Source organism: Mesorhizobium sp. M0166, from assembly GCF_040322255.1.
Taxonomy (GTDB): domain Bacteria; phylum Pseudomonadota; class Alphaproteobacteria; order Rhizobiales; family Rhizobiaceae; genus Mesorhizobium.
Map to the genome: position 1 here is coordinate 304,173 of NZ_JAMYTD010000002.1, position 23,731 is coordinate 327,903.

Genomic DNA, 23,731 nt, shown 5'->3' on the forward strand with positions numbered 1-23,731 from the left:
GCGGACCTTCAACTGGAGCGGTCCGCCGCTCCGTCCTTATTCAATTGCGCCACGGAAGCTTGATCAAGGAAGATGCGATATCGGCTGACATCCGACAGATCGAAGCTGGCCGGCATATCGCCAATGCGAATTTCGGCGCCGCCACACCCTAAGCGGTCTCGGCAATTTTCAGCACGGCGTCGATTTCGGCCATCACCGCTGCCGGCAGCGGCCCTTTTTCCAGCGCACCGAGATTGTCCGCGACCTGCTCGGGCCGCGTGAAGCCGGGAACCGGCAGGGCGATTGCCGACTTGGCAAGGATCCAGCCGAGCGCGCCCTGCGCAAGCGTGCGTCCGCCCGAGGTGAGCAGGTCGCGGATTGCCGAGAGCCTTGACAGATAGTGCGGGTTGGCGGCGCCATCCCTGAAAAACACCATCCATTCGGCATTCCCGCCGCGCACATCGTTGGTGGGCAGCCGCATAGCCGGCGTGTATTTGCCGGTGAGCAGCCCCATTGCCAGCGGCAGCCGGCTAAACGAGACGAGGTTCTCGCGCGCCGCAACGGCCATCAGCTCGTTCGCCGGGGTAAACACATTGAAGTCGTTCTCTACGGCGACGAACCCCTCGCGCGGCGCGTAGGCGGCAAGCCGTTCGCGGTGATCCGTGCTCCAGCCGAAGCCGCCGATCTTGCCCTCCTGGCGCAACAGGCCGAGCGTATCGAACACCTCGCCGGCGCGCTCGATCGGATACTCGTTGATATGTAGCAGCACGACGTCGATACAATCGCGCTGCAAGCGCTGCCGCGAATTGTCGATCGATGTCCGGATCGCCGCGGCAGAGGCATCCTCGGGTGCGATCTTGCGCGTTTGGGGATCGCCGAAATAGCCGACCTTGGTGACGATGACGGCTTCGTCCTTATTCTTCAACGCCCGCCCGAGGATCAGTTCGGCATTGCCGGCGCCATAGGCGGCAGCCGTGTCGAACACCCGCGCGCCGATCTCATAGGCCATCGTCAGCGCGGCTTGCGACCTGACATCGTCGACCTCACCATAGATGGTTGCCATGTCACGCCAGCGCGCGGCGCCACCCGCCGCCCAGGTGCCGATGCCGATGCGCGGTACCGAGCGGCCATCCCAAAGCTCGATCATCTGCATGCCCGCCTCCTCAACGACGCAGGCTGGCATGGCGGGCACGCTCGCGGATCTCTTCGCGAGAAATGCCGGCATCCGCCAGTGTGCTGTCCCGGGCCTGCCTCAAGCTCGCGAGCGTCTGGCGATAGGCAATCCAGCGGGCGAAACGGTATCGAAGTTCATCCAACATGATCGTCTCCTTTGGCCTGCGCGCCTGGGTTGGTCGGAAGCGCAAAACATCTGCGCCAATCGCATGCGCAATCGAAAGGGTTGAGGTCGCTTTTTGGCGAGCGGAGGCGCTTGTCACGTCCCGCCAGGCGGGATTGTCCAACACCTCCAACGCCTCCATACTTGCGCATGATGCCCGCTTCGCGCTACAGCCACGGTCGCAAGGAGTTTTTCATTTCTGCAAAATGGATATCGGCTGGGACGATCTGAGGTTGTTTCTCGACGTTGCGCGGCTGGGTGGCTTGAGCGCAGCGACGGGAACCACGCGCCTCAGCGCAGCCACCCTTGGACGACGCGTCACCGCGCTCGAAAAGCAGATCGGCGAACCTCTGTTCGTGCGCCGGCAGACCGGCTATCGGCTGACCCCGGTCGGCGAAGAACTGCTGCGGCGCGCCGAAGACGTCGAGGCGGCAATGCAGTCGCTGACCCGCTGGCGCGAGGGAAACCTGCCCGACCGCATTGTCCGCGTCTCGGCCGGGCCATGGACCTCGGCGTTCGTTTCCGCTCATATCGGCGATATCTGGACGGTCGATGACGGCATAAGGGTGGAACTCGTGACCACTACCGACCGGGTCGACATCGGCCGCCGTGCCGCCGACATCGGCATCCGCAGCGAGCGTCCGACCGAGCAGTGGCTGGCTGGCCGTCAGAGCGGCAAGGTCGCCCACGCCATTTATTCCGGACGTCACCTGATCAACGGCATCGCCGCCGGATTGTTCGTCGGCGTCACCGGCGAAGGCGCCAACATTGCCTCGGCGCGCTGGCTGCAAGCCCATCACGGCGACCGCATCGCCGTACGCGGCAACAATACCCATTCGGTTCGCGAACTGGTGGCCGCCGGCGCCGGGCTTTCGGTCTTTCCGTGCTTCGTCGGTGACAGCGATCCGCGGCTGGTTCGCGTTGCTCAGCCTATCCCCGAACTTGAAACCGACCAATGGATCGTCACCCATCACGAGGAACGTCACTCCCCGCCGGTACGGAAAGTCGCCGACCGGATCGCTGCCGTGATGCGGGCGCACCAGCCGCTGTTTCGCGGCGAGACGCCGATCCGGTAAGCCTCAGGCGTCGATCGGCCGCCGGCGGATCAAGAATCAGATATTTTGGTAGGCCGAACGATGGTGCCGCCGCCGTTGAGGACGCCGGAGTGCGGCGCGCTGCTCGTCGAGATCCTTGCCTTGGGCGAAGAGAGCGGTATAAACCGAGCCGCCTATCCGGTCACTCGTCCTTCTGCGGGCTCATAGCCGTATGCTTCGCCCTTGCGCACCACGCGGCCGATGCCCGGCCAGCCAAGGTGCGCGCCGCCGATCCACGTCCCTGCCTCGGCCGCGTCACTGAGAACCTTTAGGCGGGTTGTGCGCGCGGTCAGCTGATCGTCGTCATAGCCCCAACTGAACGCGGGATTGCCGAACTGCAAGGCCGGCACATGAACGACGTCCCCGAAGAATAGGAAACGGTCCTCGTCCGTGTCGAACCCGTAGCCGGTATGACCGGCAGCATGACCGGGCAAGGCGACCGCCCTCAATCGGTCACCCACCTTGTCGCCATTCTGGACAGGCTTCAGCAGGGGCCGGAACTGCGCAAGGTCCGCGTAAGCGAAAAAGCTCTGCACAGCCGCCTCGGGAATAATAATCGCCTTCAAGTTTGGAAAGAGCACTCGGCCGTCGGGGGTCAAAAGTCCGTGCACATGATCCTGATGGGCGTGGGTGAGCGCCAAGACCGTGATCGAAGCCGGGTCGATCTTGGCTTCCGCCATGGCCTGCTCAAGACGCCCCACTGTTGGGGCCCACCCCCCTCCTCCGCTGTCGATGAGAACGCCGTCAACGCCTGGACCTGCAAGGGCGAAGCAATTGACAGACAGGCGAAGCGCCCCTGCCTGCACAGCTTGCGGCACCGGATTATCCTGCGGGTCCCGCAGAAGGTCCGCCGGCATCTCGACGTAACCGTCCGAGAGCGACCAGACGCGCCACCTTCCCGACGTGCTGCTGAGCACGTTGCTGGTTTGCGATGTCACGATCATCAGGCCACCTGCCGCAAACGAAAATGGAGGATAGGTTCGATTGTCACTATTTGGCTCTCTGCATACTCTGCGCAAAAGCGTGGGGAAATCGATGAAGATCAATGCGGAAAGCACCCGATCTCGATAGGCCATCGGAAGATGATCGTTGACGGATCTGCTAGCTTCGCGACGATGCCAGCTCTTATTGCATGCCCATGTAGATTCCTCTCTTCGTAAGCTCGTCAATCATCTGATTTATGCGCTTTCGGTGTGTTTCCGGGTGACGGGCGCGCGCGATCCAATGCAAGTAATCATTGCGCTGATAGGGAGGCCGTTGCTTGAAAGCATGCATCAGATTTGCGGCCTCGAGCTCTGCACGCAAACTGTCGGGCATTTTAGCCAACGGACGTTTCAGCAACTCACGCTCCGCCATTCGAATCCTGATGCTGGAATAGATCACAAGTCAGCCGTCGCGCCTGCGAGACCGCAGCCGGCCTGGCGACAGCCCTTTCAATCGGGTCACGACGCGATTCATATGGGCCTGGTGAGTGAAACCCGCGTGCTGAGCAATCTCGGCCAGCGGCAGATCGCTATTTTCCAAAAGCTCGACCGCGCGATCAACGCGGCGGCGTAAAATGAATTGATGTACCGGCAATTGCGTCGCCTCGCGAAAGGCGGCGGTGAAGGCGCGTCGTGGCATTCCCGCGATTCCGGCAAGATGGTCGATCGACACCCCCTTTTCCAGATCGCCGTCAATCGTAGCGAGGACCCGGTCGAACCGCTGCGAGGTTAGGACCGGAGATTTCTGCCGCCGCTGACGTGCATGCCCGAGACGGAGCAGGTTCGCGAAAACCAGGCCCAGCGTCCATTCGCGGATGACGGGGTTGGCTGGCGGGTCGCCTTCGAGGCGTCGGCACAACTCGGCCACCAGCGAATCGCGTACCGGTCGATCGGTCAGGATCACCAGATCCTCGAGCGTCCCGGCTGCGGATACCAGGAGCCTTGACGCCAGCGCGGAGTCAACGGTGATCATCGTCAGCTCGCGCGGCTCCTCGATCTTGAACCGCGTGGCACGCTCGGGAAGGCTGAGCAGCAGGTCGCCGGGGCGGGTGAAGACGCGCCGCAGCCCGCGGCCAAGATCGATCTCTGCATAGGATGAACCGCTGCGAATCACACGCAGCTGAACGACTCCGGCCGGCGCATGGCGATAGTCGCCGGCAGGAAAGAACAATCTCTTTGCACTTGCGGCGGTCACCATCGTTGTACCGGGCGTCCGGACGCAAGTTCCTCCAGGACTTCGATGATCGATCGCCGCATCCTCGATCCTTGACGCCTACACTTTTGCCCGTTTGACCGGTCCACCAGGGGCATCATTTGCCAAGGCAGTCAGTTCACCAATCCGGGGCACAAAGATGTTGTGCAGTGTCTGGGTCATAATGGTCATTTCACGCTGAATTTGCAGTTCCTGTGCGGCGGGAAACAGTGTGCCCTGCAAGAAGAGTTCCAGGCCTGCCTTGTCGTCCCATATCTCGATGATGCGATAGCCATCGTCGGTGGCATGCGAGATGTGCTGGTAGATGCCACCAGCGGGCCGTTTCTCCACGCCGACCCGATCGAGGATGCGGCTATAATCTTCCGCCGTCAGGCCGGCAATATCAAGTGTCGTCACCACGGCCATGGTTCATCCTCGCTGCTGATTGTGGTTGTTTGAAATGAAGTTCTTGGACGACCCCGGATCCTACTGGGCCGATGTCGTTTGGCATCGCCGTCCTGACGGCGAGTTTGACTCCCGAACTTCACCGACAGGAGCGATCTTTGGTCCTCAGCCACCGAGCGCCTCGATGACAAGACGGGCGGTCGCCGCTCCGGAGAAGTTCTGCTGGCCGGTGATCAAATTGCCGTCGCGCACGGCAAAATCGCGCCACAGCCCGGCCTGAACATAGTTCGCGCCGAGCGCACGCATCTCATCCTCGATCCGCCATGGCATCAGATGCTTACCGTGCGGCAGCGCGCCCATTTCCCAGACGGCATTGTCGGCGAAATCTTCCTCGACATTGGCGAACCCCGTAACAGTGCGCCCTTTGGCCAGCAGCTCGCCGGTTGAGAGGCGCGCGTAGCGCAGCAGCGCGACGCCATGACACAAGGCGGCCGCAACCTTGCCGGCCGCGAAAAAGGCGACGAACAGCCGCTGCAACTCAGTTGCGCCTTCGAAGGTGAACATCGGCGCCTGGCCGCCAGCGACGACGATCGCGTCGAACGCGTCGACCGACAGCTCCGCGATGGACCGGGTCGTCTCCACCAGCGTCACCAGTTTCGGCGTCGACAGGAAACCGAGCGAAATCAGATCCGTATCCGAATAGCCGGACGGATCACGCGGGTCGCTCAAGGCATCCGCCTCGCATTTGCCGCCCTCAGGCGAGAAGATCGCGACTTCGTATCCGCGCTCCGTGAAGGCGAGCCAGGGATGAGTTAACTCGCTCCACCAAAATCCGACCGGCCAGCCTGTGGTGGTTGACACAGCCGGGTTTGAAAGGACCATCGCGACCCGCTTTGGACGCAGCGGGTCGAGCGGGTTGGGATCGCGGACCGACATGCGTGATATCAGGCCGGAATGGGAGCGTTGGGGCGCAAAAACGCGTCCTCGACCAGCGGCGGCAGCTCCTCCAACCTAGGCGCGAAGATGTTGTAGAGCGGTTCGATCGTCACCTTCATCTCTCGGTTTAAGCCGATCGCCGCCGCCGCCGGCGCCAACCGCGCCTGCATGAATGCCTCGAATCCCTCGCGATGATCCCACACCTCGATGACGCGATAGCCGCCCTCAATCGGTGCGGTCAAATGCAGATAGATCCCCGGTTCGGGTCGGAGCTCTACGCCCATTTCATCAAGGATTGCGCGGTACTCCTTCGGTGTGATTCCGAGGACGTCGATCGTAGTGATATAAGCCATGACTGGTCCTTATTCTTGGCGATGGCAGGCACTTGGTCAAACGAGATTTGCCCAAATCGTCTTGTATTGGGTGTAGCTTTCCCACGCCTCGCGGCCCTGCTCGCGGCCATAGCCGCTCATCTTGAAGCCTCCGAACGGCGCATTGGGGTGGTACTTGTGCCAGCAGTTCAGCCAGACCGTGCCTGCCTTGATCCGGTCGGCAAGACGTAAGGCACGGCCGAGATCGCCCGTCTGGATGCCCGAGGCGAGCCCGTAACTCGTATCGTTGGCGATCCGGATCGCGTCCTCCTCGTTGTCGAATGGAATCACCGGCAGGACGGGGCCGAAAATCTCTTCGCGCGATATCCTTAGGTCATTGGTCGCATCGGCGAAGATGGTCGGTTCGATGAAAAGGCCCTTGCCATTGACCTTGCGGGTGCCGCCGCCCGCGGCCAGTCGCGCGGTGTGCTTGCCCTCTTCGACATAGCTCAAGACCTTGTCATACTCGCCGCGCGACGCGATCGGCCCGATCATCGTCGCAGGGTCCAGCGGATCGCCGAGCGTCGCCGACTTCGCCATGGCGCTCAGCTTCTCGACCACCTCGTCATAGCAGGCGCGTTCGACCAGCAGGCGCGATCCGGCCACGCAGACTTCGCCCTTGTTCCAGAAGATGCCCCAGAAGGCTGCCTGTATCGCGGCATCGATATCGGCATCGGCGAAAACGATATTGGGACTCTTGCCGCCGAGCTCCATGGTCAGGTGTTTCATCGTCCCGGCACCGTTGCGCATGATGCCCTGGCCGACGGCGGTCGATCCGGTAAAGGCGATCTTGTCGACGCGGGCATCGTTGACCAGCGCGTCGCCGATGGTGCCGCCCGGGCCGGTGACGAGATTGTAGACGCCCGGCGGCACGCCCGCGTCGAGGATGACTTGCGCCAAGGCGAGGGCCGTCAGGGGCGTGTCGGTCGCAGGCTTGTGAACGACCGTGTTACCCGCCGCGAGTGCCGGCGCGATCTTCGAACAGGACAGCGCGAGGGGAAAATTGAACGGGGTGATCGCAGCGACCACGCCGAGCGGCTCGCGCCGCGTCAGGATCCTGATATTTGGTTCGTAGCTTGTACGATAGGCGCCGTCCATCGCGCTCATGGCGAGCCCGCCATGAAAGCGGAACAGTCCTGAGCAGTGCGGCATGATGATATCGCGGAAATCGCGATAGGGCATACCCATGTCCATCGCCTCGCGCACCGCGAAATCCTCGGCCCGCTCGTCCATCAGATCGGCGATGCGAAACAGGATCTTGGCGCGCTCCTCATGATGCATCCGCGCCCAGGGTCCTTGCTCGAAAGCCCGCTGCGCGGCCGCGACGGCATCGCTCGTGTCGGTGACGTCCGCCTTCGCAATATCGGTGATCGCCGCCTCCGTGGTCGGATCAAAAGTCGTCGAAGTCTCGCCACTGACGGCATCGCGCCATTGACCATCGATCAGCAGACGTCCTACTGGAATCGCCGTGCGCCGCGCGGGTAGATAATCAGTCATGAACCGGTTCCGTGCTGTCGAATGAGATTGAAGGAAATTGTCGGCCCCATCCCGCGCCGATAGGCGAGCTGGACCAATAGCAGCATCATCGGCTCGATCAGGCGCGAGGCCGTGAGATCGCCGACATCGACCGGCATTGTCGGAAGATCGGCGAGAAGCCGGCAAACCGCCGCCTTGGCATCAGCGTCATTGCCGGCGACATAGCTCGTCACCGGATCGCCGTTGAGACGCGGATCATCCCTGTCAAGCAATTCGGCAAAGGTCGGAATGCACTTGACGACAAGCGCGCCCCGCGCGCGCCTCTGAACCTCCTCGCCTACAGACGTCGTAGTGCCTAGCAGCATCGTGGAAAGGTCAGGCGCGACTGCATTGGTATTGTCCCAGACGATCTTTCCCGCCAAATCGCCAAGCGCGTCCATCGCCAACTCGAGAGCCGGCCATGGCGTCGCCAGGGCAATTACGTCGGCCCATCTCGCTACTTCGTCAGGGGCACCGAAGCCAACATGGAGGGTTGCCGCGATTGCGCGCAACTTACCTTCGTCACGACTGAAGCTGAGGCGAATTTCGTGCCCGGCGAGGCCAAGACGTTTCGCCAAGGCCTTTCCGAGCGAGCCTGGTCCGATGATCGCAACTTTCACAACTGCCTCCCGACACGCGATCGGGCTTGGCTAGCATCATTGCAGTCGCGCTTATTTCACGAATTGCCCTTGCACGATCGGGCGCACTCGCCACATGGGTCGGCGCCAATTGGCATCCGGATCCGCCGCGCGCTCACGCCCTCCCCGAACGTGTCCCTACTGGGCGTGTATGTGGGGCACCATAGAGGATGGTGCCATCAGCGGAGGTCCCCAGGGCACAAGGCTCACATTGGTGACACTAGATTTTCTTTGCCTAATCCGTCGGCGTTGCGATGACTTTTGTGGCATCAGCATAACGCGATTGCCTGCAAATCCGGGGAAAGCCGCCTCAGGACGGCTTTCCGGACTGGCACGCCCCTTGCTTCGTCATTCACGTGCAGAGCGTCTAGGGTTCCGGCCGTGTCGATCACGGTGCTGGTCCAAGAGACGCGACCGCTTGAGATGCATTGAGGCATCCGGCGGAACACGGCGGGCCAAAATCCCGGGAGAACCCTGCACGGGTTTGCTGGCGCGAACCTCTCCCGGATGCGCGCTCCGTGAACCCCCCAAACAGACGTTCGGACGCAATCCGGATCGCAAACAGGGGTATGCAATGCTTCGCAAACTGGCCGCAATCATCCTAGCCGCTTCACTCAGCCTTCCCTCCATATCGGCCGCGGAAGCGGCGCCCAAGAAAGACTTCAAGATTTGCTGGTCGATCTATGTCGGATGGATGCCGTGGGGCTATCTTTCCGACAGCGGCATCATGAAGAAGTGGGCCGACAAATACGGCATCAATGTCGAGATCACCCGTATCAACGACTATGTCGAGAGCATCAACCAGTACACCGCCGGCGGCTTTGACGGCTGTTCGATGACCAACATGGATGCGCTTTCGATCCCGGCCGGCGGCGGTGTCGATACGACGGCCTTGATCGTCGGCGACTTCTCCAACGGCAACGACGCGGTCATCCTCAAGGACAAGGCCGCGCTCAAAGACATTGCCGGTCAGAAGGTCAATCTCGTCGAGCTCTCCGTCTCGCATTATCTGCTTGCGCGCGCACTGGACACGGTCGGGCTCGCCGAGAAGGACATCACCGTGGTCAACACCTCCGATGCCGACATGGTCGCCGCCTACGGCACCAGCGATGTCACCTCCGTCGTCACCTGGAATCCGCTGGTCTCGGAAATCGCCGCCATGCCGGGCGCCCACAAGGTATTCGATTCGACTGAGATTCCCGGCGAGATCATCGACATGATGGTCGTCAACACCGCGACGCTGAAGGACAATCCGGCCTTGGGCAAGGCGCTTGTCGGTGCATGGTATGAAGTCATGGCGCTGATGACGTCGGGCACGCCCGAAGGCAAGGCGGCCAAGGAAGAGATGGCCAAGGCGTCGGGGACGGATCTTGCCGGTTTCGACGCTCAGCTTGCATCGACGGCGATGTTCTTCGAGCCGGGCAAGGCGGTCGCATTCACCAACGGCGCCGAACTGCCGAAGACCATGGATCTGGTGCGTAACTTCCTGTTTAGCCACGGCATTCTTGGTACCAACGCGCCGAGCGTCGACGTGATCGGCATGAGCTTCCCCGATGGCTCGACGCTGGGTGACGTCAACAACGTCAAACTGCGCTTCGATCCGGCCTTTATGGCAGAGGCGGCGGGCGGAACGCTCTGACACGGGAGCGCGACATGCTAGCCAGAGGAACCGGCATCGTGCAGGCCGCAACAGGCCCCGAGATCGCGCGCCTGCAACTTAGCAGGCCGAAAGCGCGGCTTCGCCTCATCAACGCGACGGTCTCGCGCGGCGGAGCGTTGCTGCTTGGGACACTGCCGTTTGCCGCCGTGGCGATGGCCTATCTCTTCGCTTCCGCGCAAAGGCTGGCGGTCAATCCCAGCGACAAGCTGCTGCCCTCCCCTGCACAGATGTGGTCGGCCTTTTCAGACCTGGCGACAGTGCCGGACAAGCGCTCCGGCGACCTGATCCTATGGGCCGACACCTATGCCAGCCTGATTAGGCTGTTCGCCGGCGTCGGCGTGGCCACGCTGGTGGCGCTCAGCCTCGGCGTCGCCATAGGTTTCATCCCGCGCGTCAGGGCCTTTCTACTGCCCTTGGTCACAGTTGTCTGCGTCATCCCGCCACTGGCGCTGCTGCCGATCCTGTTCATTGCGCTCGGCCTCGGCGAAACGGCCAAGATCACCTTGATCGCTCTCGGCGTCGCACCGGTCATGGTGCGCGACATCGCCAACCGGGTGATGGAATTGCCGCCGGAGCTCGTCGCCAAGGCACAGACGCTCGGCGGCAACAGCTGGACCATGGTGCTCAGGCTGGTGCTGCCACAGGTCATGCCGCGCCTCATCACTTGCGTACGGCTGGCGCTTGGGCCGGCCTGGCTGTTCCTGATCGCGGCAGAAGCCATCGCCTCCACCGAGGGGCTCGGCTACCGCATCTTCCTCGTTCGTCGCTACCTGTCGATGGACGTCATCCTGCCTTACGTCGCCTGGATCACGCTGCTTGCGGTGATGACCGACTGGCTGCTCGTGCGGCTCTCTCACATCATCTCGCCCTGGGCGCATCCGGTGCGGACCAGATGAGCCGAATCCTCGTCCATGGGCTGGAGAAGAGCTACGGCGACGCCCGTGTGCTGGAACGGGTCAACGTCTCCGCCGAAGCGGGTGAATTCCTGTCGCTGGTTGGCGCCAGCGGTTGTGGAAAATCGACATTCCTGCGCATCCTGCTTGGCCAGGAACAGCAAAGCGGCGGCGTGGTCGTCGTCGGCGACCAGCCAATCGTGCCGGAGCCGACGCCGCAGCGCGGCATCGTCTTCCAGCGCTATTCCGTGTTTCCGCATCTGACCGCGCTGCAGAACTTGCTGCTGGTCGAGGACTTCCGTTCGGGCGGACCGTTCGGCCGCGTCTTCGGCGCCAGGCGCAAAAGCGCCAGGCAAGAAGCCGAAACCATGCTGGAACGGGTAGGGCTTGCCCATGCGCGCGACCTCTATCCGGCTTCGCTGTCGGGTGGCATGCAGCAACGGCTGGCGATCGCGCAGACCTTGCTCGGCCGGCCGCGGATCCTGCTTCTCGACGAGCCGTTCGGCGCGCTCGATCCCGGCATCCGTGCCGAGATGCATGAGCTCCTCACCGAGCTATGGACCGAGCACGGCATGACCGTGGTCATGGTCACCCATGATATCGGCGAGGCATTCAAGCTCGGCACCCGCGTGCTGGTCTTCGACAAGGTGCGCCACGACCCCCAGTTCCCGTCCGCCTATGGCGCGACGATCACCTACGATCTGAAGCTCGACCGCAAGAACCGGGCTTCCGCACGAGACGTGGCCGAAGTGGCCGCGATGGTCGGGACGACCCGACTTGATAGCGCAATCGCGACGACGGCGTCGTGAAGGAGGTTTTCATGCATAGAGATAGTCCAGAACGTCGGCATCGCCGCGCCGGGCTCACCGACCGCCAGCCGCGCCAACGCCTCCACCATCCGAACTTCGAGATCCGCGACATGCAGGGCTGGAAGTCGATCGAGGCGGAAGGAAAGCTACCCGAGGATGGCTGGCGCAAGGAACAGAAATGGGCACTCGACATGGGCCTGCCCGGATCGGATTCGATCATCGACAAGTCGATCCCGACATTCGCGCGAGGCGAGTTGCCGCATTTCGCCGGCATCAACACCTTCCTCAAGGCGCCCTATGTCGAGAACGTCCGCGATGTCGGCAGATATGACGCTGCCGTCATGGGCATTCCTTTCGACAGCGGCACCACCTACCGGCCCGGAACCCGCTTCGGGCCGCAAGGCATGCGCCGCATCTCGGCGCTCTACACGCCTTACAATTACGAGCTCGGTGTCGACCTGCGCGAGCAGATGACGCTCTGCGACGCCGGCGACGTCTTCACCATCCCCGCCAATCTCGAAAAGAGCTTCGACCAGATCACCAAGGGCGTCAGCCATGTCGCCTCGTCCGGCGCGCTGCCGATCATGCTGGGCGGCGACCATTCGATCGGATTTCCGTGCGTGCGCGGCATCGCCGACGTGACCTCCAAGCGCATCGGCATCATCCATTTCGACCGCCACATCGACATCCAGGAAAAGGATCTCGACGAACGTATGCACACGACGCCCTGGTATTGGGCGACAAACCTGCCGAACGTCTCGGCCACCAATCTGGTGCAGCTCGGTATCGGCGGCTGGCAGGTGCCTCGCTACGGCGTGGCCGAGGCGAGAAAGCGCGGAACGAACGTGCTGACGATCTCCGACATTGAACAGATGGGGCTGGAGAAGGCGGCGGAGATCGCGCTCGATCTCGCATGGAAGGACACCGACGCCGTATACATCTCCTTCGATGTCGACAGCATCGATTGCGGTTTTGTGCCTGGCACGGGCTGGCCGGAGCCGGGCGGGTTCCTGCCGCGCGAGGCGCTGAAGCTGCTCGGGCTGGTGTCGGCGCCCGGCATCTGCGGACTGGAAGTGGTCGAGGTGTCGCCGCCCTACGACACGTCAGACATCACGGCGCTGTTTGGCGTGCGGGTGGTCGTCGAGGCGCTCGGTTCGATGGTCGCGCACGGCAATCTCGGCAAACACAAATCCATCATCGACAAGCCGACGAGCTTTTGACCATGCATGAGGATCATCATCACCACAGCCATGACCATAGCGACGGTCACCATCACGGGCCGAACGGTCATCATCACCATCCGCACCCGGTCGGCCACAACGGGCCGGCCGGCAAGCCGTTGCAATGGCAGACACCGCATCTACCGCACCACCATGCGCCCGAACCCGCCGACGCGCGGGCGACGGATCTCGATCTCGTCGAGATCGCGTTTCTCGAAGGGTTTTCGCGGGCGCCCGACCCGTCCAGTTTCCTGCGCCTCGCCGGGATTCCGTTCGTCGGCGAGACCGCCGACGGCGTACGGCTGCATCTCCTGCGCGTCGAGACGCAGGACATGGTCGATGTCGGCGCCGTCATGCCGCTGATCGGCGGCGCCGGCGTCACCTATCACCCGCTGCCCGCGAAACTGACGTCGCGTCGGCGCCGCCTGGCCTTCGTCTACCATAACGGCGAGGCACAAACGCCCCTCGACTTCGGCGAGGCGCGGCTTCTGGCCGACAGGTCCGGCGCCGCACAATTCACCATGCCAGAGCCGGACAATGAGCACCGGCCTTGAACCGATCGCACCTCTATCAAACAGGTCAGGAACCATGAACAAAACGCTTTCATTCTTCGGCAGACTCGCCTTGGCAGCCGCCACAACTCTCATCCCCTCATTGGCCTTCGCCCACAGCGGCGGTTTTCATGCTCACGGGTTTGTAGACGGCCTTCAGCACCCGCTGGCCGGTATGGACCACCTGCTTGCCATGATGGCTGTAGGCATCATTGCCGCTCGCGCCGGCGGCAATGGGATCATCATCGTGCCGTCGTGCTTTGTCTCGGCGATGGTCGCTGGCGCCCTGCTCGGTATCGCCGGCATCGGCCTGCCCTCACTCGAAGCGGGCATAGCGCTATCGCTGGTAGTCTTCGGCGCCATGATGATGCTTGCCAAGCCGTTTCCGCTCGCTGTGGCTGCGTCGCTGACTGCCCTTTTCGCCCTCTTCCACGGCAATGCCCACGGCCTCGAAATTCCCGAGACTGCCAGCGGCATCGCTTACGCGGTTGGCTTCGTGGTCGCCACCTCGGCTCTTCACGCGACCGGCGCGTTGGCCGCCCTGACACTTCGGCGCTGGCCGGGAGCCATCCGCACGGCAGGGGTCGGCACGTCGGTGGTCGGTATGGGGTTGGCGGCACAGATCATCTGACCCGCAGGCATCTGCGATGAACAGGAAGCGAAGGCATGATCAAGCGTCTGACCGTCTGGCTGCGCATCCGAAACATGCTGTACCAGATCCTGAAGACCCGGTCTGAGCGACTCTGATCGCATCCAGGGACCGAGGCTATGCCGCTTGCCGTACGTCTCGCGCGTACGGAGCGGTCCGCCGTGGGTCGCGACTAGGACGCAGCCGGCCGATCTGGACAGCGCCGGTCGGCCGCGTGCATCGATAAGCGCGTGTCGCTCACGGACGAACGCGGATGATCGTCTTCCCCGAGCGTCGCTCGGTCGGGTTGAAGGCGGAAACGGCATCATCGAGGGTCGAGATGTTGCCGATGTTCGTCCGGAGCCGTCCGTCCCGCACCCGCTGGACGATTTCACTCAGTTGAGCACGATCGGACTCGACAACGAAGTCGACTGCCAGGCCATTGGCGGGCTGCGCGTCGGGCGGCCCGACGACGGTCACCAGTGTTCCTCCGGCTCGAACCAGGCCCGCGGATCGCTTCTGTATGTCGCCGCCGATGACATCGAACACCAGATCGACGCCGCCGACGTCTTCCAGGGCGTCGTTCTCGAGGTCGACGAACTCGTTCGCGCCGAAGTCGAGCGCCTTCTGACGGTCGGCTGCGCGTCCGGTGCCAATAACGTAGGCGCCGGCCTCCCGTGCGAGTTGCGTCACCATCGACCCGACTGCGCCGGCCGCACCATGCGCAAGGACGCTCCGCCCGGCCCGAAGGCGGCCATGGTCGAACAGACCCTGCCACGCAGTCAGGCCCGAGATCGGCAAACTTGCGCCTACCGTGAAGTCGACGTCGCCCGGCAGCGGCGCGAGGTTACGTGCCTCCATGGCTACATACTCCGCCAGGGTGCCGTCGCGATACCAATCGGCGAGGCCGAATACCCGCTGGCCCACCGACAGTCCCGTCGTCCCGTAACCGAGGGCGGTGACCACTCCGGCCAGCTCGTGCCCGGGGATCGATGGCGTCCGGTCACGGTCGACGCGATCGGTCCAGGTCGACGGCCACGCCAACTCAGTCGGGACGAATCCCGACGCATGAACCTTAACGACGACGTCGTTTATCGCTGCCTGCGGCTCGGGCCGCTCGGCCAGCTTCATCCCGGCCGTTCCCGCGGCCTGATCCGTCACAACGATTGCCTTCATCGGAATTGTCTCCTCGGTCATTTGTCACGTGGCGATGGCCGGTAGATATGTCCGGCTCTGGTCGTGAAACAGGACCAAGATTGGCGGGAATGATGGTACCATTGCGCCATGGCTGCTGTGCCCATCCATCTCGACCGCGCCGCAAGGACGCCGCTGGCGACGCAGATCTACCGGGCGGTCCGGGACGCCATCGAGGCATCTGCGGCGCATGAAGCGCCTCTACGCGTCTCGGCGGCAAGCCCTGCTTGAGGGCCTCGCGCAGGTCGGGTCGGAGTCGCTGAAAGTCGAAGCCACCGCTGGCTTGGCCGTCATTGTCTCGATAACCGCCTCTCTGTCGGACGTGGAGATCGCCCGCCGCGCCCGCTCGTTCGGCTTGGCTCCGTCGCCCCTCTCTCAATGGTGCGTCCGATCACCCCCGTGGCAGGGGCTCCTGCTCGGCGTGACCAACTTGGATACGCGTCGGCTTACACAGTATTGCCGACAGCTCGCGGAAGCGGCGCAATAGCGCCACTAGCGCTCAGCGATCCTTGAAGGGCCCGATCCTGCAATGGGCTGCTCCTGCCCCTTGGCTTGCGGGCACGGCCGTGTCCGCAAGCCGCGCATTGCGGTCATTCCGCCGGAACCGTCAGAAGGACCGTTGAGGGTCGCTCCAGACCTTGGTCCTGCCGGGCTCAACGTCCGCCATCTTTCTTCAGACGCCACAAGCCGCCATTCCCCTGTCGGCCATTGCGGTCATTCCAGACAGACACTCAAGAGGTTCGCACTAGGAAGCAGCCAATCTTTGCCCCGCCAATCGATGCAAGCCGCGCGCTAGTGGACCGCTAGCCAGGAGAAGCTTCAGACCTATCGCGATCGAGCTTTTGATCTCAGCGCGCCTCTTGGCGCCTACGGTCCATTCCACCTCGGTGCACCGAGTCCTCGGTAGCCACCATAAATCAACAAAATCAATTCCAGGATGGAGGTTCGCCAATTATGGCGTGCCTAACCGAGGTAAAATTTTTCTAAGTCGTTGATAAATAACGATAATGGTGGGCCCGGAGGATGTCCTAGAAACGTCGATTTGATTGGGTTTTTCGTGGGCCAAAATCAGAAGTATTCCCGTATCGTTCCGTATGGTTCCGCGATGCTCTCACCATCGAATTGGCTATGCCCTGCCTCCAACGGCAGCCCACCTTTGAAGGTCCGGCATAGCCTCCGCGTGTGTCAGTGAGCGCACATCTTAGCTCACGCGCGCGGCCTCCGGGCGCGGCTCCACCCTGCAACGACGAATGTAGAACGATCCGCGCTACTGTAACGTCGCACGCCCATAGGAATCGAGGACACGGGTGATGCTGCCAATCAGCAGGTCATGCGCGACGGGCTCGATCCGACCTGCCGCAACGTCGGCATCGAGTTGCCCCAGATACTGGCTGACCAAAGGGCGGGGAATGTCCCTGTCGCCCAGAAAATCCAGCAGCGTCTGTGTCGCGTGCTGTGCGTCGGGCGTCGGCCAGTAGTAACGGATGCGGTCGCTGAAGGAGAAGTGCCGCTGCACGCGCTGCTCGTCCGGCGTACCCGGATAGTATCTCTGCCAATTATCCGGCGAGGCCAGCATGACGCGCTCCATCGCCGCCGGCAGGCTTTCACGGGATGGGTCTGGCGCAAGCACGTCCGCGACGTGGCTCAGCCCGTACAATGCCTCGCGCAGCGCGAAGGTGAGCCAGGGTCCAACCTTGAGGATGGCGAAGCCGTCGCGCACCAGAGCCTCAAGCGCCTCGTTTGGCTGGTAGTCGGTCGAATGCGCCTCGAAGACGAATTGCGGCATGCGCCCGAGTACGCCGACCAGCTGCGTCGCCTTCCGCGGCGCGTACGCGATGATCTCGGCATTGCCGAATTCGACGCCCGGCTGGACGACGACGCCGACCACACGGGCAAAGGCACCGTCGAGGCCGGCGCGCGAAAATGCCTGTCCGTGGATTTCGACGGTGCGCAGGGCGTCATCTGGTTCGGTGACATGCATATGGTCGAGCGCTTCGAGCGCGCCGCCCGGCACCGGAACTTCGGTGCCGATGATGTAGACCGGTTTCTCGCCGCCAATGCGTTCGACCGCCGCCTCGGCGACGGCCGCAAGCGCGGCGACGCGGGCAGCGATGATCTCGTCGGCAAGCGGGGCGGGATCGTCGGCGCAAGCCATGCTGGTGTCGAGATGCAGCTTGGTGAAGCCGGCGCCGGCATAGGCGTCGATCATCGCCTTCGCCTTCGTCATCGCCTCGGCGGAAGGAAGATGCTTCCACGGATTGGGACCGAGATGGTCGCCGCCGAGGATCAGGCGATCGAGCGGAAAGCCGGCCCTTTGCGCATGGCCCTCGACGAAGCTGCGGAAGCCGGCGGGCGTCATGCCGGTGTAGCCGCCTTCGTGATTGACCTGGTTGCAGGTCGCCTCGATCAGCACATCGGAACCGCGCGACGCGCCGTGGCGGAGCGCGGCCTCGATCACCAGCGGATGCGCCGAACAGATCGAGGCGATGCCGCCTTTCTCACCCGCGGCGCGCTTCACCGCGATGCTGGCAAATCTCTGCGTCGCGGCGCTCATGGCTGGCCCTTTCCGGCGATGGTTGCGAAAGCCTCAACCTCGGCTAACGGAAAGATACCTTCCATTGGCCCCTTGCGAGTAACGGCTAGCGCGCCACAGGCATTTGCGATCCTGAGCGCCTGGGCGGGTGCAGCACCACGAAGCCAGAACGAGACGAAGGCAGCGCCGAAACAGTCACCGGCACCGGTCGGATCGATCTCGTTGACGGCAAAGCCCGGCAAGGCCACCGTGCCGTGACGGTCGTGGTAGGCGGCGCCGTCGGCGCCCTTCTTGAGGACGACGCAGGAAACGCCGCGCTGCAGGAGTTCATCGACCGCGCCCTTTTCGTCGCTGGCCGAAGAAAACAGGAACAGTTCGTTGCCGCTCGGCAGGAAGACATCGGTTTGCTTGAGCACTTGGTCGAGCGCTGCGCGCATGCCGGAGGCCTGCATGATCTCGCGGCGAATGTTGGGGTCGAAGGACACCGTCCCGCCCTTGGCCTTCACCGTTTGGATCGCCGCCAGCGCGACATCGGTGGCGCGGTCGGAGAACAGTGACGAGCCCATGAGATGAACATGGTCGGTGCCGGCCAGCATGCTTGTCGCAGCGGCATCGATCCCGACCAGGCCGGCGGCGCTGTTGCGGATGTTGAAGACAAAGTGCCGGCTGCCGTCCGCCCGGTAAGTGACGAAGGCGGTGCCCGTCGCGTGGCCCTTGTGAACCGCGATCGCCGACACGTCAGCTCCCAGCGTCCGCAGCCGCTCGATGTTCAACTGGCCGAAATCGTCGTCGCCGACCGCGCCGATCAGGCCGGCGGGTTGGCCGAGCGCTGCGGCTTGGCCGATGAAGATGGCGGGCGCGCCGGACGGATAAGGCCCCAGCAGCGGGCCCGGCTCGAGAAAGCTCTGGCCGATACGCTCGGCCATGATCTCGACGAGGATCTCGCCGGCTGAGACCAGCTTCTTCATCTGGCGGAATTCCTCCCGGCGTTTCGCCCCAGTCCGGCTGCGGACTTCAGTCGCGCACAATTGTGCCTGGCGGCAACCGACATCCAGAGTCAATACGGCTTGCACTTTTTTGCGTCAATTAAAAATTTGCGCGTGGAATAATTTTATTATACGCGTGAAACGGCCGGAGTTTTCTGTAAAATTTTGCCTTGCGGTTGCACGCCGGCGCACCGTAAGCAGGTGCCGGGCAGCACAAGGAACGAGGTTTCCGGTAGGCGGGGGAATCGGTGGCGATGAAGCACAAGACGATGGAGGATTTCGCCCGCTCCTGTGGCGTCTCCAGGCCGACTTTGTCGAAATATTTCGACGATCCGACCAGTGTCAAGGCGGCGACGCGAAAGCGCATCGAGGAAGCGCTGCGCTCGTCCGACTACCAGCCTAATTTGTTCGCGCGCAACCTCAACCGCAAGCGTACCCGCAGCATCGGCATCATGGTGCCGACGGTGGCCGATCCCTTCTATTCGGAGATGGTCAGCCGCATAGAACTCAGGCTGCGCGACAAGGGCTACTGGCCGATCGTGATCTCCTCGCACGGCTCGCGCGAACTCGAAGTGGAGGCAACGCGAACGATCCTGTCGCTGAAAGTCTCCGGCGCGCTGATCGCGCCGCTCGGCGTGCGCTCGGACCACCGCACGCTGGAGAAGCTGACGCAGGCGATCCCGGTCGTCTATTTCGACACCTATCTCGAAGGCGGGACGCCGTTCGTCGGCAACAACAACGCGCAGAGCGTCTCGACCATCGTCGATTATCTTTGCCGGTCCGGCGGCGCCCCGGTCTATTTCGATATCCCGCATGTCAACCACAACTCGCCGGAACGGCTGGAGAGCTATGTCGCCTCGATGAAGCGGCTCGGGCATGAGCCGGTCGTCATCGGCAACACCGAGGACTACACTTGGGATTTCGAACGGATCGGCTACGAGCAGACGGAAAAGATGCTCGACAATGGCGGCCTGGCGGGAAAGACCATCCTATGCAACAACGACCGCTTGGCCTTTGGCGTGATGGCCGCCGCCTATGCGCGCGGACTCAAGATCGGCCGCAAGGGCGATTGCGACCTGCGGGTAGCCGCCCATGACGATCATCCACTGAGCCGCTACACCTGCCCCGGCCTCACCACCATGGCGCAGGACTTCGCCTCGATGGCCGGGCGCAGCGTCGAGACGCTGCTGGCGCTGCTTGAGAAGGACGACACGGCGGTCGCACCCAAAGTCAGTCTCGATGCGACGCTGGTGATGCGTCAGTCGGCCTGATCTTGTCAAAAGCCGGATCGAAGCCGCGCCATGCGGCGACCGCAGCGCCAACGGCCTGTCGCGCTGCCGTGCCATGGCGGCCCATGGAAACAAAACCATGGATCTGGCCTGGCCAACGCCGCAGCACGACCGGCACACCGTCGTCTTGCAGACGCGTCAGCGAACCGCCGGGTCCAAGGATGGCGCGCTCAGTGACCGAAGCCACCGGCTGGCGCTCACCCTGCTGGTCCGGAAGGCCTTCTTCGTAGGCACGGCGTGCCTGTTGCGGTGTACCGGTCTCGAATGGCAAGGCGTCGGCCTGCCGGCCGAGCTCGAGCACATACCGGGCTTCCGGGTCGAGTGGGGACAGGGACGGCGCTGAAGGCGATTTCATCATGGATCTCCCTCCTCGTCAGGCAAGCAGACCTGCCGCCTCGTCCTCGCCGAGCAGCGGCGGCTGGTCGACGGTCCCATTGACGGCAATTGAGCCGCGGCTTTCGCCCGATGCCAGGATCGCCTCCATGATCTCCAGAACATGCAGCGCCAGATCGCCGGAGGCGCGGGGCTTGCGCCCATCGGCCAGCGCCCGCGCAAGATCAGCGACGCCTAGCATGCGGTAGTTGGCGCGGTCGGGTGCGACATAGGGCCAGTTGCGCGCACCGTAGAGTTCGGCCTCGCTGGCGAAATCGGCCCAGTCGTCGCCGCGCGCCGAGAGCGAAACTGTGCCGCCGAATGTGTCGGGATCGGGCAATCGCAGCGAGCCTTCGGTGCCGTGCAGTTCGATCGGATGGTTGGAGTGCTTGAACACGTCCCAGGAGGCGCCGAAGGTGACGGTGGCGCCGGAGCGGAACTCCAGCAGCGACAGAATGGTGGTCGGCGTGCCGACCTTGAAGCTGGTGTTCTTGTAAGGACCTTCGGCTGATATCAGCCGTTCCTCCTGGCCGCGCGTCGCCATCGCCATGACGCGCTCGACCGGGCCGAGCAGGTTGACCAGCATCGTCAGGTAATAAGGGCCCATGTCGAAGACGGGGCCGCCGCCGGGCTGATAGTAGAATTGCGGATTGGGATGCCAGTGCTCCATGCCGCGCCCCATCATGAAGGCGGTGCCGGTCACAGCGCAGCCGATCGCACCCTCGTCCATCAGCCGGCGCGCCCGCCGTCCGGCAGCGCCGAGGAAGGTGTCTGGAGCCGAGCCGAGCTGCAACCCGCGCGCCCTCGCCTCTTCGACCAGCCGGCGGCCGTCGGCGGCCGACGTCGCCAGAGGCTTTTCGGTAAAGACGTGCTTTCCCGCCGAAAGCGCCGAAAGCGATATGTTGAAATGCGCCGCCGGTATCGTCAAATTGAGAACAAGGTCGATGTCCGGGTCGGCCAGCAGCGTGTCGACGCCGAGTGCGCGGATGCCATACTCCCTGGCGCGCAGCGCAGCCATATCGGCCGAAATGTCGGCGCAGGCGCTGAGCTCTACCCCGCCGAACAGAGCCGCATTGCGCAAATAGGTCATCGAGATGTTGCCGCATCCGATGACGCCGATGCCGAGCTTTGTCTTTGATTTTCCGTGCATTTAAGATCGTACCTCCCAACGCGGTCATGGCCTGGCTGCACCCTTGCGTCAGCAACGGTTCATAGTCGAAAGCCGCCATACAACATTTTAGAACTTGACGCGCGTAAAATTTTTATAGAGCATGTGAAAACGCTGGCTCAGCATTGGAGGCCGCCAGCCTTGAGGAGGAGAAAACATGATTGACATGAAAAACCGGCCAACGGCCGATGCGAATCCCGTGGCTCATGGGCGCACTGGATCTTTCCGTCGCGGCCAGGGACCGAGACGGGTTCAGGCATAGATCACCTTGACCCTGGTCCTATCAAGCTGGCTGCGTATTGGACCGGGCAGGCCATCGTCGGTGATCACCACATCGACGGCCGACAGCGAAAATGCCTTGGAGGTCCCGCTGACGCCCCATTTGCTCGAATCGGCAAGGAGGACAACGCGCCGGGCCATGCGAACGAGGTTTCGCTTCGTTCGCGCCATGTCTTCGTTCACGTCGACCACATCCAGTGACGAGTCTATCGCATGCGCTCCAACAAAGACCTGATGCGCTACCAAGCCGCCGAGAGCCGTATCGGAATCGGTGATCAGTGTGCTCACCGTGTCGGGGTAGACCCGGCCGCCGATCATATGAACGTCGAGCCCGGGACGATGCATAAGATGCTGCACGATATTCATGGCCGTGGCCGCGACCACGACATTGCTGAGCGGCGGTAACTGCATGGCAAGCTGCATCAATGTCGAGCCGCCGTCGAAGATGACCGATTGGTTGTCCTCGAACAGGTCTACCGCCGCCCGGGCGATGCACTTCTTTGCGTCGAGGTTCGTTTGCATCCGCCGGGCGAACGCGGCCGTAGTCGAATCGGTGGTACGGGTCACCGCCCCTCCACGGGTCTTGGTCAGTAGTCCCTTTCGGTCCAGTATCTCGAGGTCGGAGCGCACCGTGACTTCCGACACGCCAAACCCGTTTGACAGGTCCTTCGTGCGAACCTGTCCGCTGCGTTGCACCTCACCCAGGATCGATTGGCGTCTCTGCTCCGACAACATTGCCCTGCCTTCGCCTCCCTGCGCCAAGCAACCGCTCTGGCCTTGGCTCACCTTACCAAAAATACGCAATTTCGAAAGCTTTCGAAAGATTGTTTTTCTTATTTCTTTCGGAAACACTGGGTTCAGGATTTTGAAATCAAACGATTAGGGAATTTTGCACTCATGAGCCTAGGAACCAAGGTGCGTCTTGCGCGCCTCTTCTCGCATCCATCGGGGAACCTTTTTGGCGGCGCGGTCGACCACTTCGTCGGCTATGGCGACGTGCGCAAAGGCGGCCTTGCCGACCTGCCGGGTGCGCTTGCACGCGTCATGGCGGGCAGACCCGACTACGTCAGCATCCAGCCGGGCACCGCGCGCCATCTGTGGCCGCAATATGCAGGCAAGGCTTCCCTGGTGATTCAGGCGGGCTGCTTCACTCCGGACGATCGCATCAGCGAGTTGATCGCAACGCCCGAGGATGCGGTGCGCGCCGGGGCCGATGCGTTGGCCGTGGCCATTCCGGTGCGCGGCGCGACCGAGGGCAAATACATACGCTGGCTCACCGATTCGGTAAATGCAGCGGCCCGCTACGGCATGCCTGTGGTGGCGCATATCTACCCACGCGATTTCACCGACGGAGCAAAAATCGTCTTCACCCCCGACGAGATCGCCTATGCGGCGCGCATCGGCTACGAGTCCGGCGTCGACGTGATCAAGATCGGCTACACGGGCGATTTCGAGTCGTTCCGAGAGACCGTCCGGACTTGCCCGGTGCCGGTTGTGATCGCGGGTGGTCCGAAGACCGATACGCTACTCGGCGCGCTTCAGCAGACGGCGGACGCCATCCGTGCCGGCGCACGCGGTGCCGTGGTGGGCCGCAATCTCTGGGGGCATGGCGATCCGGAGAAGGCAGCGCTTGCCTTTCGCGGCGTCATCCATGACGGCCTTTCGGCGCAAGACGCCCTGGCGAAGGCGGGTGCCTGAAC

25 protein-coding genes, 1 pseudogene and 1 riboswitch are annotated in these 23,731 nt (G+C 63.0%); of the genes and pseudogenes, 10 read left to right on the plus strand and 16 right to left on the minus strand.

Annotated elements, in window-relative coordinates; translation table 11 throughout:
* Positions 1-148: 148 nt before the first annotated feature.
* Both NKJ46_RS03795 and NKJ46_RS03800 read right to left on the minus strand, forming a co-directional pair.
* On the minus strand, positions 149-1,132 hold the full coding sequence (locus NKJ46_RS03795) for an aldo/keto reductase (protein WP_352662074.1): 984 nt from the start codon (positions 1,130-1,132) through the stop codon (positions 149-151).
* Positions 1,133-1,142: 10 nt separating this feature from the next.
* Complete coding sequence (locus NKJ46_RS03800; RefSeq protein ID WP_156937304.1) at positions 1,143-1,298, minus strand: YjiS-like domain-containing protein; 156 nt, start codon at positions 1,296-1,298, stop codon at positions 1,143-1,145.
* A gap of 223 nt (positions 1,299-1,521) precedes the next feature.
* On the opposite strand from NKJ46_RS03800, the gene NKJ46_RS03805 reads away from it, so the two are divergent.
* Positions 1,522-2,391, plus strand: coding sequence for a LysR family transcriptional regulator (locus NKJ46_RS03805; RefSeq protein ID WP_352662077.1), 870 nt, complete (start codon positions 1,522-1,524; stop codon positions 2,389-2,391).
* Between the two features lie 152 nt (positions 2,392-2,543).
* On the opposite strand, the gene NKJ46_RS03810 is transcribed toward NKJ46_RS03805, so the two are convergent.
* From NKJ46_RS03810 to NKJ46_RS03845, 8 genes are all read right to left on the minus strand, one after another.
* Positions 2,544-3,353, minus strand: coding sequence for an MBL fold metallo-hydrolase (locus tag NKJ46_RS03810; RefSeq protein ID WP_352662080.1), 810 nt, complete (start codon positions 3,351-3,353; stop codon positions 2,544-2,546).
* A gap of 181 nt (positions 3,354-3,534) precedes the next feature.
* The gene (locus tag NKJ46_RS03815; RefSeq protein WP_352662083.1) at positions 3,535-3,765 is read right to left on the minus strand and encodes a YdeI/OmpD-associated family protein; all 231 of its coding nucleotides are present in this window, start codon (positions 3,763-3,765) and stop codon (positions 3,535-3,537) included.
* 30 nt (positions 3,766-3,795) lie between these two features.
* On the minus strand, positions 3,796-4,590 hold the full coding sequence (locus tag NKJ46_RS03820) for a helix-turn-helix domain-containing protein (protein WP_352662086.1): 795 nt from the start codon (positions 4,588-4,590) through the stop codon (positions 3,796-3,798).
* Between the two features lie 75 nt (positions 4,591-4,665).
* Complete coding sequence (locus NKJ46_RS03825) at positions 4,666-5,010, minus strand: hypothetical protein (protein WP_352662089.1); 345 nt, start codon at positions 5,008-5,010, stop codon at positions 4,666-4,668.
* Positions 5,011-5,154: 144 nt separating this feature from the next.
* Positions 5,155-5,925 carry a type 1 glutamine amidotransferase domain-containing protein gene (locus NKJ46_RS03830; RefSeq protein ID WP_352662092.1) on the minus strand — a complete coding sequence of 257 codons (771 nt, stop codon included), beginning with the start codon at positions 5,923-5,925 and terminating at the stop codon, positions 5,155-5,157.
* 8 nt (positions 5,926-5,933) lie between these two features.
* Entirely contained in the window at positions 5,934-6,278 is a 345-nt protein-coding gene (locus NKJ46_RS03835; protein ID WP_352662095.1) for an antibiotic biosynthesis monooxygenase family protein, read from the minus strand.
* A 36-nt stretch (positions 6,279-6,314) separates the two neighbouring features.
* The gene (locus tag NKJ46_RS03840) at positions 6,315-7,793 is read right to left on the minus strand and encodes an aldehyde dehydrogenase family protein (RefSeq protein ID WP_352662098.1); all 1,479 of its coding nucleotides are present in this window, start codon (positions 7,791-7,793) and stop codon (positions 6,315-6,317) included.
* On the minus strand, positions 7,790-8,431 hold the full coding sequence (locus NKJ46_RS03845) for an NADPH-dependent F420 reductase (protein WP_352662101.1): 642 nt from the start codon (positions 8,429-8,431) through the stop codon (positions 7,790-7,792). The genes NKJ46_RS03840 and NKJ46_RS03845 overlap by 4 nt, the downstream gene beginning before the upstream one ends.
* Before the next feature lie 374 nt (positions 8,432-8,805).
* Positions 8,806-8,921: riboswitch (guanidine-I (ykkC/yxkD leader) on the plus strand.
* A gap of 102 nt (positions 8,922-9,023) precedes the next feature.
* On the opposite strand from NKJ46_RS03845, the gene NKJ46_RS03850 reads away from it, so the two are divergent.
* Genes NKJ46_RS03850 through NKJ46_RS03875 form a run of 6 tightly spaced genes read left to right on the plus strand, consistent with a single transcriptional unit; the run spans position 9,024 to position 14,213 of the window.
* Positions 9,024-10,088 (plus strand): putative urea ABC transporter substrate-binding protein, encoded by a 1,065-nt coding sequence (locus NKJ46_RS03850; RefSeq protein WP_352662104.1) that lies wholly within the window; start codon positions 9,024-9,026, stop codon positions 10,086-10,088.
* A 14-nt stretch (positions 10,089-10,102) separates the two neighbouring features.
* Positions 10,103-11,005, plus strand: a complete 903-nt coding sequence (locus tag NKJ46_RS03855; protein ID WP_352662107.1) for an ABC transporter permease — start codon at positions 10,103-10,105, stop codon at positions 11,003-11,005.
* Positions 11,002-11,811 carry an ATP-binding cassette domain-containing protein gene (locus NKJ46_RS03860; RefSeq protein ID WP_352662110.1) on the plus strand — a complete coding sequence of 270 codons (810 nt, stop codon included), beginning with the start codon at positions 11,002-11,004 and terminating at the stop codon, positions 11,809-11,811. The genes NKJ46_RS03855 and NKJ46_RS03860 overlap by 4 nt, the downstream gene beginning before the upstream one ends.
* An 11-nt stretch (positions 11,812-11,822) precedes the next feature.
* Positions 11,823-13,031 carry an agmatinase family protein gene (locus NKJ46_RS03865; protein WP_352662113.1) on the plus strand — a complete coding sequence of 403 codons (1,209 nt, stop codon included), beginning with the start codon at positions 11,823-11,825 and terminating at the stop codon, positions 13,029-13,031.
* A gap of 2 nt (positions 13,032-13,033) precedes the next feature.
* Complete coding sequence (locus tag NKJ46_RS03870; RefSeq protein ID WP_352662116.1) at positions 13,034-13,585, plus strand: hypothetical protein; 552 nt, start codon at positions 13,034-13,036, stop codon at positions 13,583-13,585.
* 34 nt (positions 13,586-13,619) lie between these two features.
* Positions 13,620-14,213, plus strand: a complete 594-nt coding sequence (locus NKJ46_RS03875) for a HupE/UreJ family protein (protein ID WP_352662119.1) — start codon at positions 13,620-13,622, stop codon at positions 14,211-14,213.
* Between the two features lie 255 nt (positions 14,214-14,468).
* Here NKJ46_RS03875 and NKJ46_RS03880 read toward each other — a convergent pair whose 3' ends face one another.
* Complete coding sequence (locus tag NKJ46_RS03880; RefSeq protein ID WP_352662122.1) at positions 14,469-15,386, minus strand: NADP-dependent oxidoreductase; 918 nt, start codon at positions 15,384-15,386, stop codon at positions 14,469-14,471.
* A gap of 108 nt (positions 15,387-15,494) precedes the next feature.
* On the opposite strand from NKJ46_RS03880, the gene NKJ46_RS03885 reads away from it, so the two are divergent.
* Positions 15,495-15,635, plus strand: a complete 141-nt coding sequence (locus NKJ46_RS03885; protein ID WP_352662125.1) for a hypothetical protein — start codon at positions 15,495-15,497, stop codon at positions 15,633-15,635.
* Between the two features lie 1,036 nt (positions 15,636-16,671).
* On the opposite strand, the gene NKJ46_RS03890 is transcribed toward NKJ46_RS03885, so the two are convergent.
* Positions 16,672-17,958: a D-tagatose-bisphosphate aldolase, class II, non-catalytic subunit gene (locus NKJ46_RS03890; protein WP_352662128.1), complete on the minus strand. Its 1,287-nt coding sequence runs from the start codon at positions 17,956-17,958 to the stop codon at positions 16,672-16,674.
* On the minus strand, positions 17,955-18,905 hold the full coding sequence (locus tag NKJ46_RS03895; protein ID WP_352662131.1) for a sugar kinase: 951 nt from the start codon (positions 18,903-18,905) through the stop codon (positions 17,955-17,957). The genes NKJ46_RS03890 and NKJ46_RS03895 overlap by 4 nt, the downstream gene beginning before the upstream one ends.
* A gap of 266 nt (positions 18,906-19,171) precedes the next feature.
* Here NKJ46_RS03895 and NKJ46_RS03900 point away from each other — a divergent pair, with 266 nt between their 5' ends.
* Entirely contained in the window at positions 19,172-20,194 is a 1,023-nt protein-coding gene (locus NKJ46_RS03900) for a LacI family DNA-binding transcriptional regulator (protein WP_352662134.1), read from the plus strand.
* Here the strand turns inward: NKJ46_RS03900 and NKJ46_RS34715 are convergent.
* The 3 genes and pseudogenes from NKJ46_RS34715 to NKJ46_RS03915 form a co-directional block, all read right to left on the minus strand.
* A pseudogene (locus NKJ46_RS34715) lies at positions 20,154-20,348 on the minus strand (hypothetical protein); the annotation flags it as partial. The gene NKJ46_RS03900 and the pseudogene NKJ46_RS34715 overlap by 41 nt on opposite strands.
* Positions 20,349-20,585: 237 nt before the next feature.
* Positions 20,586-21,734, minus strand: coding sequence for a Gfo/Idh/MocA family protein (locus tag NKJ46_RS03910; RefSeq protein WP_352662140.1), 1,149 nt, complete (start codon positions 21,732-21,734; stop codon positions 20,586-20,588).
* A 270-nt stretch (positions 21,735-22,004) separates the two neighbouring features.
* A complete protein-coding gene (locus tag NKJ46_RS03915; RefSeq protein ID WP_352662143.1) occupies positions 22,005-22,766 on the minus strand; it encodes a DeoR/GlpR family DNA-binding transcription regulator in 762 nt (253 codons plus the stop codon).
* A 162-nt stretch (positions 22,767-22,928) separates the two neighbouring features.
* On the opposite strand from NKJ46_RS03915, the gene NKJ46_RS03920 reads away from it, so the two are divergent.
* Complete coding sequence (locus NKJ46_RS03920; protein ID WP_352662395.1) at positions 22,929-23,729, plus strand: beta/alpha barrel domain-containing protein; 801 nt, start codon at positions 22,929-22,931, stop codon at positions 23,727-23,729.
* The last annotated feature ends 2 nt before the right edge of the window (positions 23,730-23,731 follow it).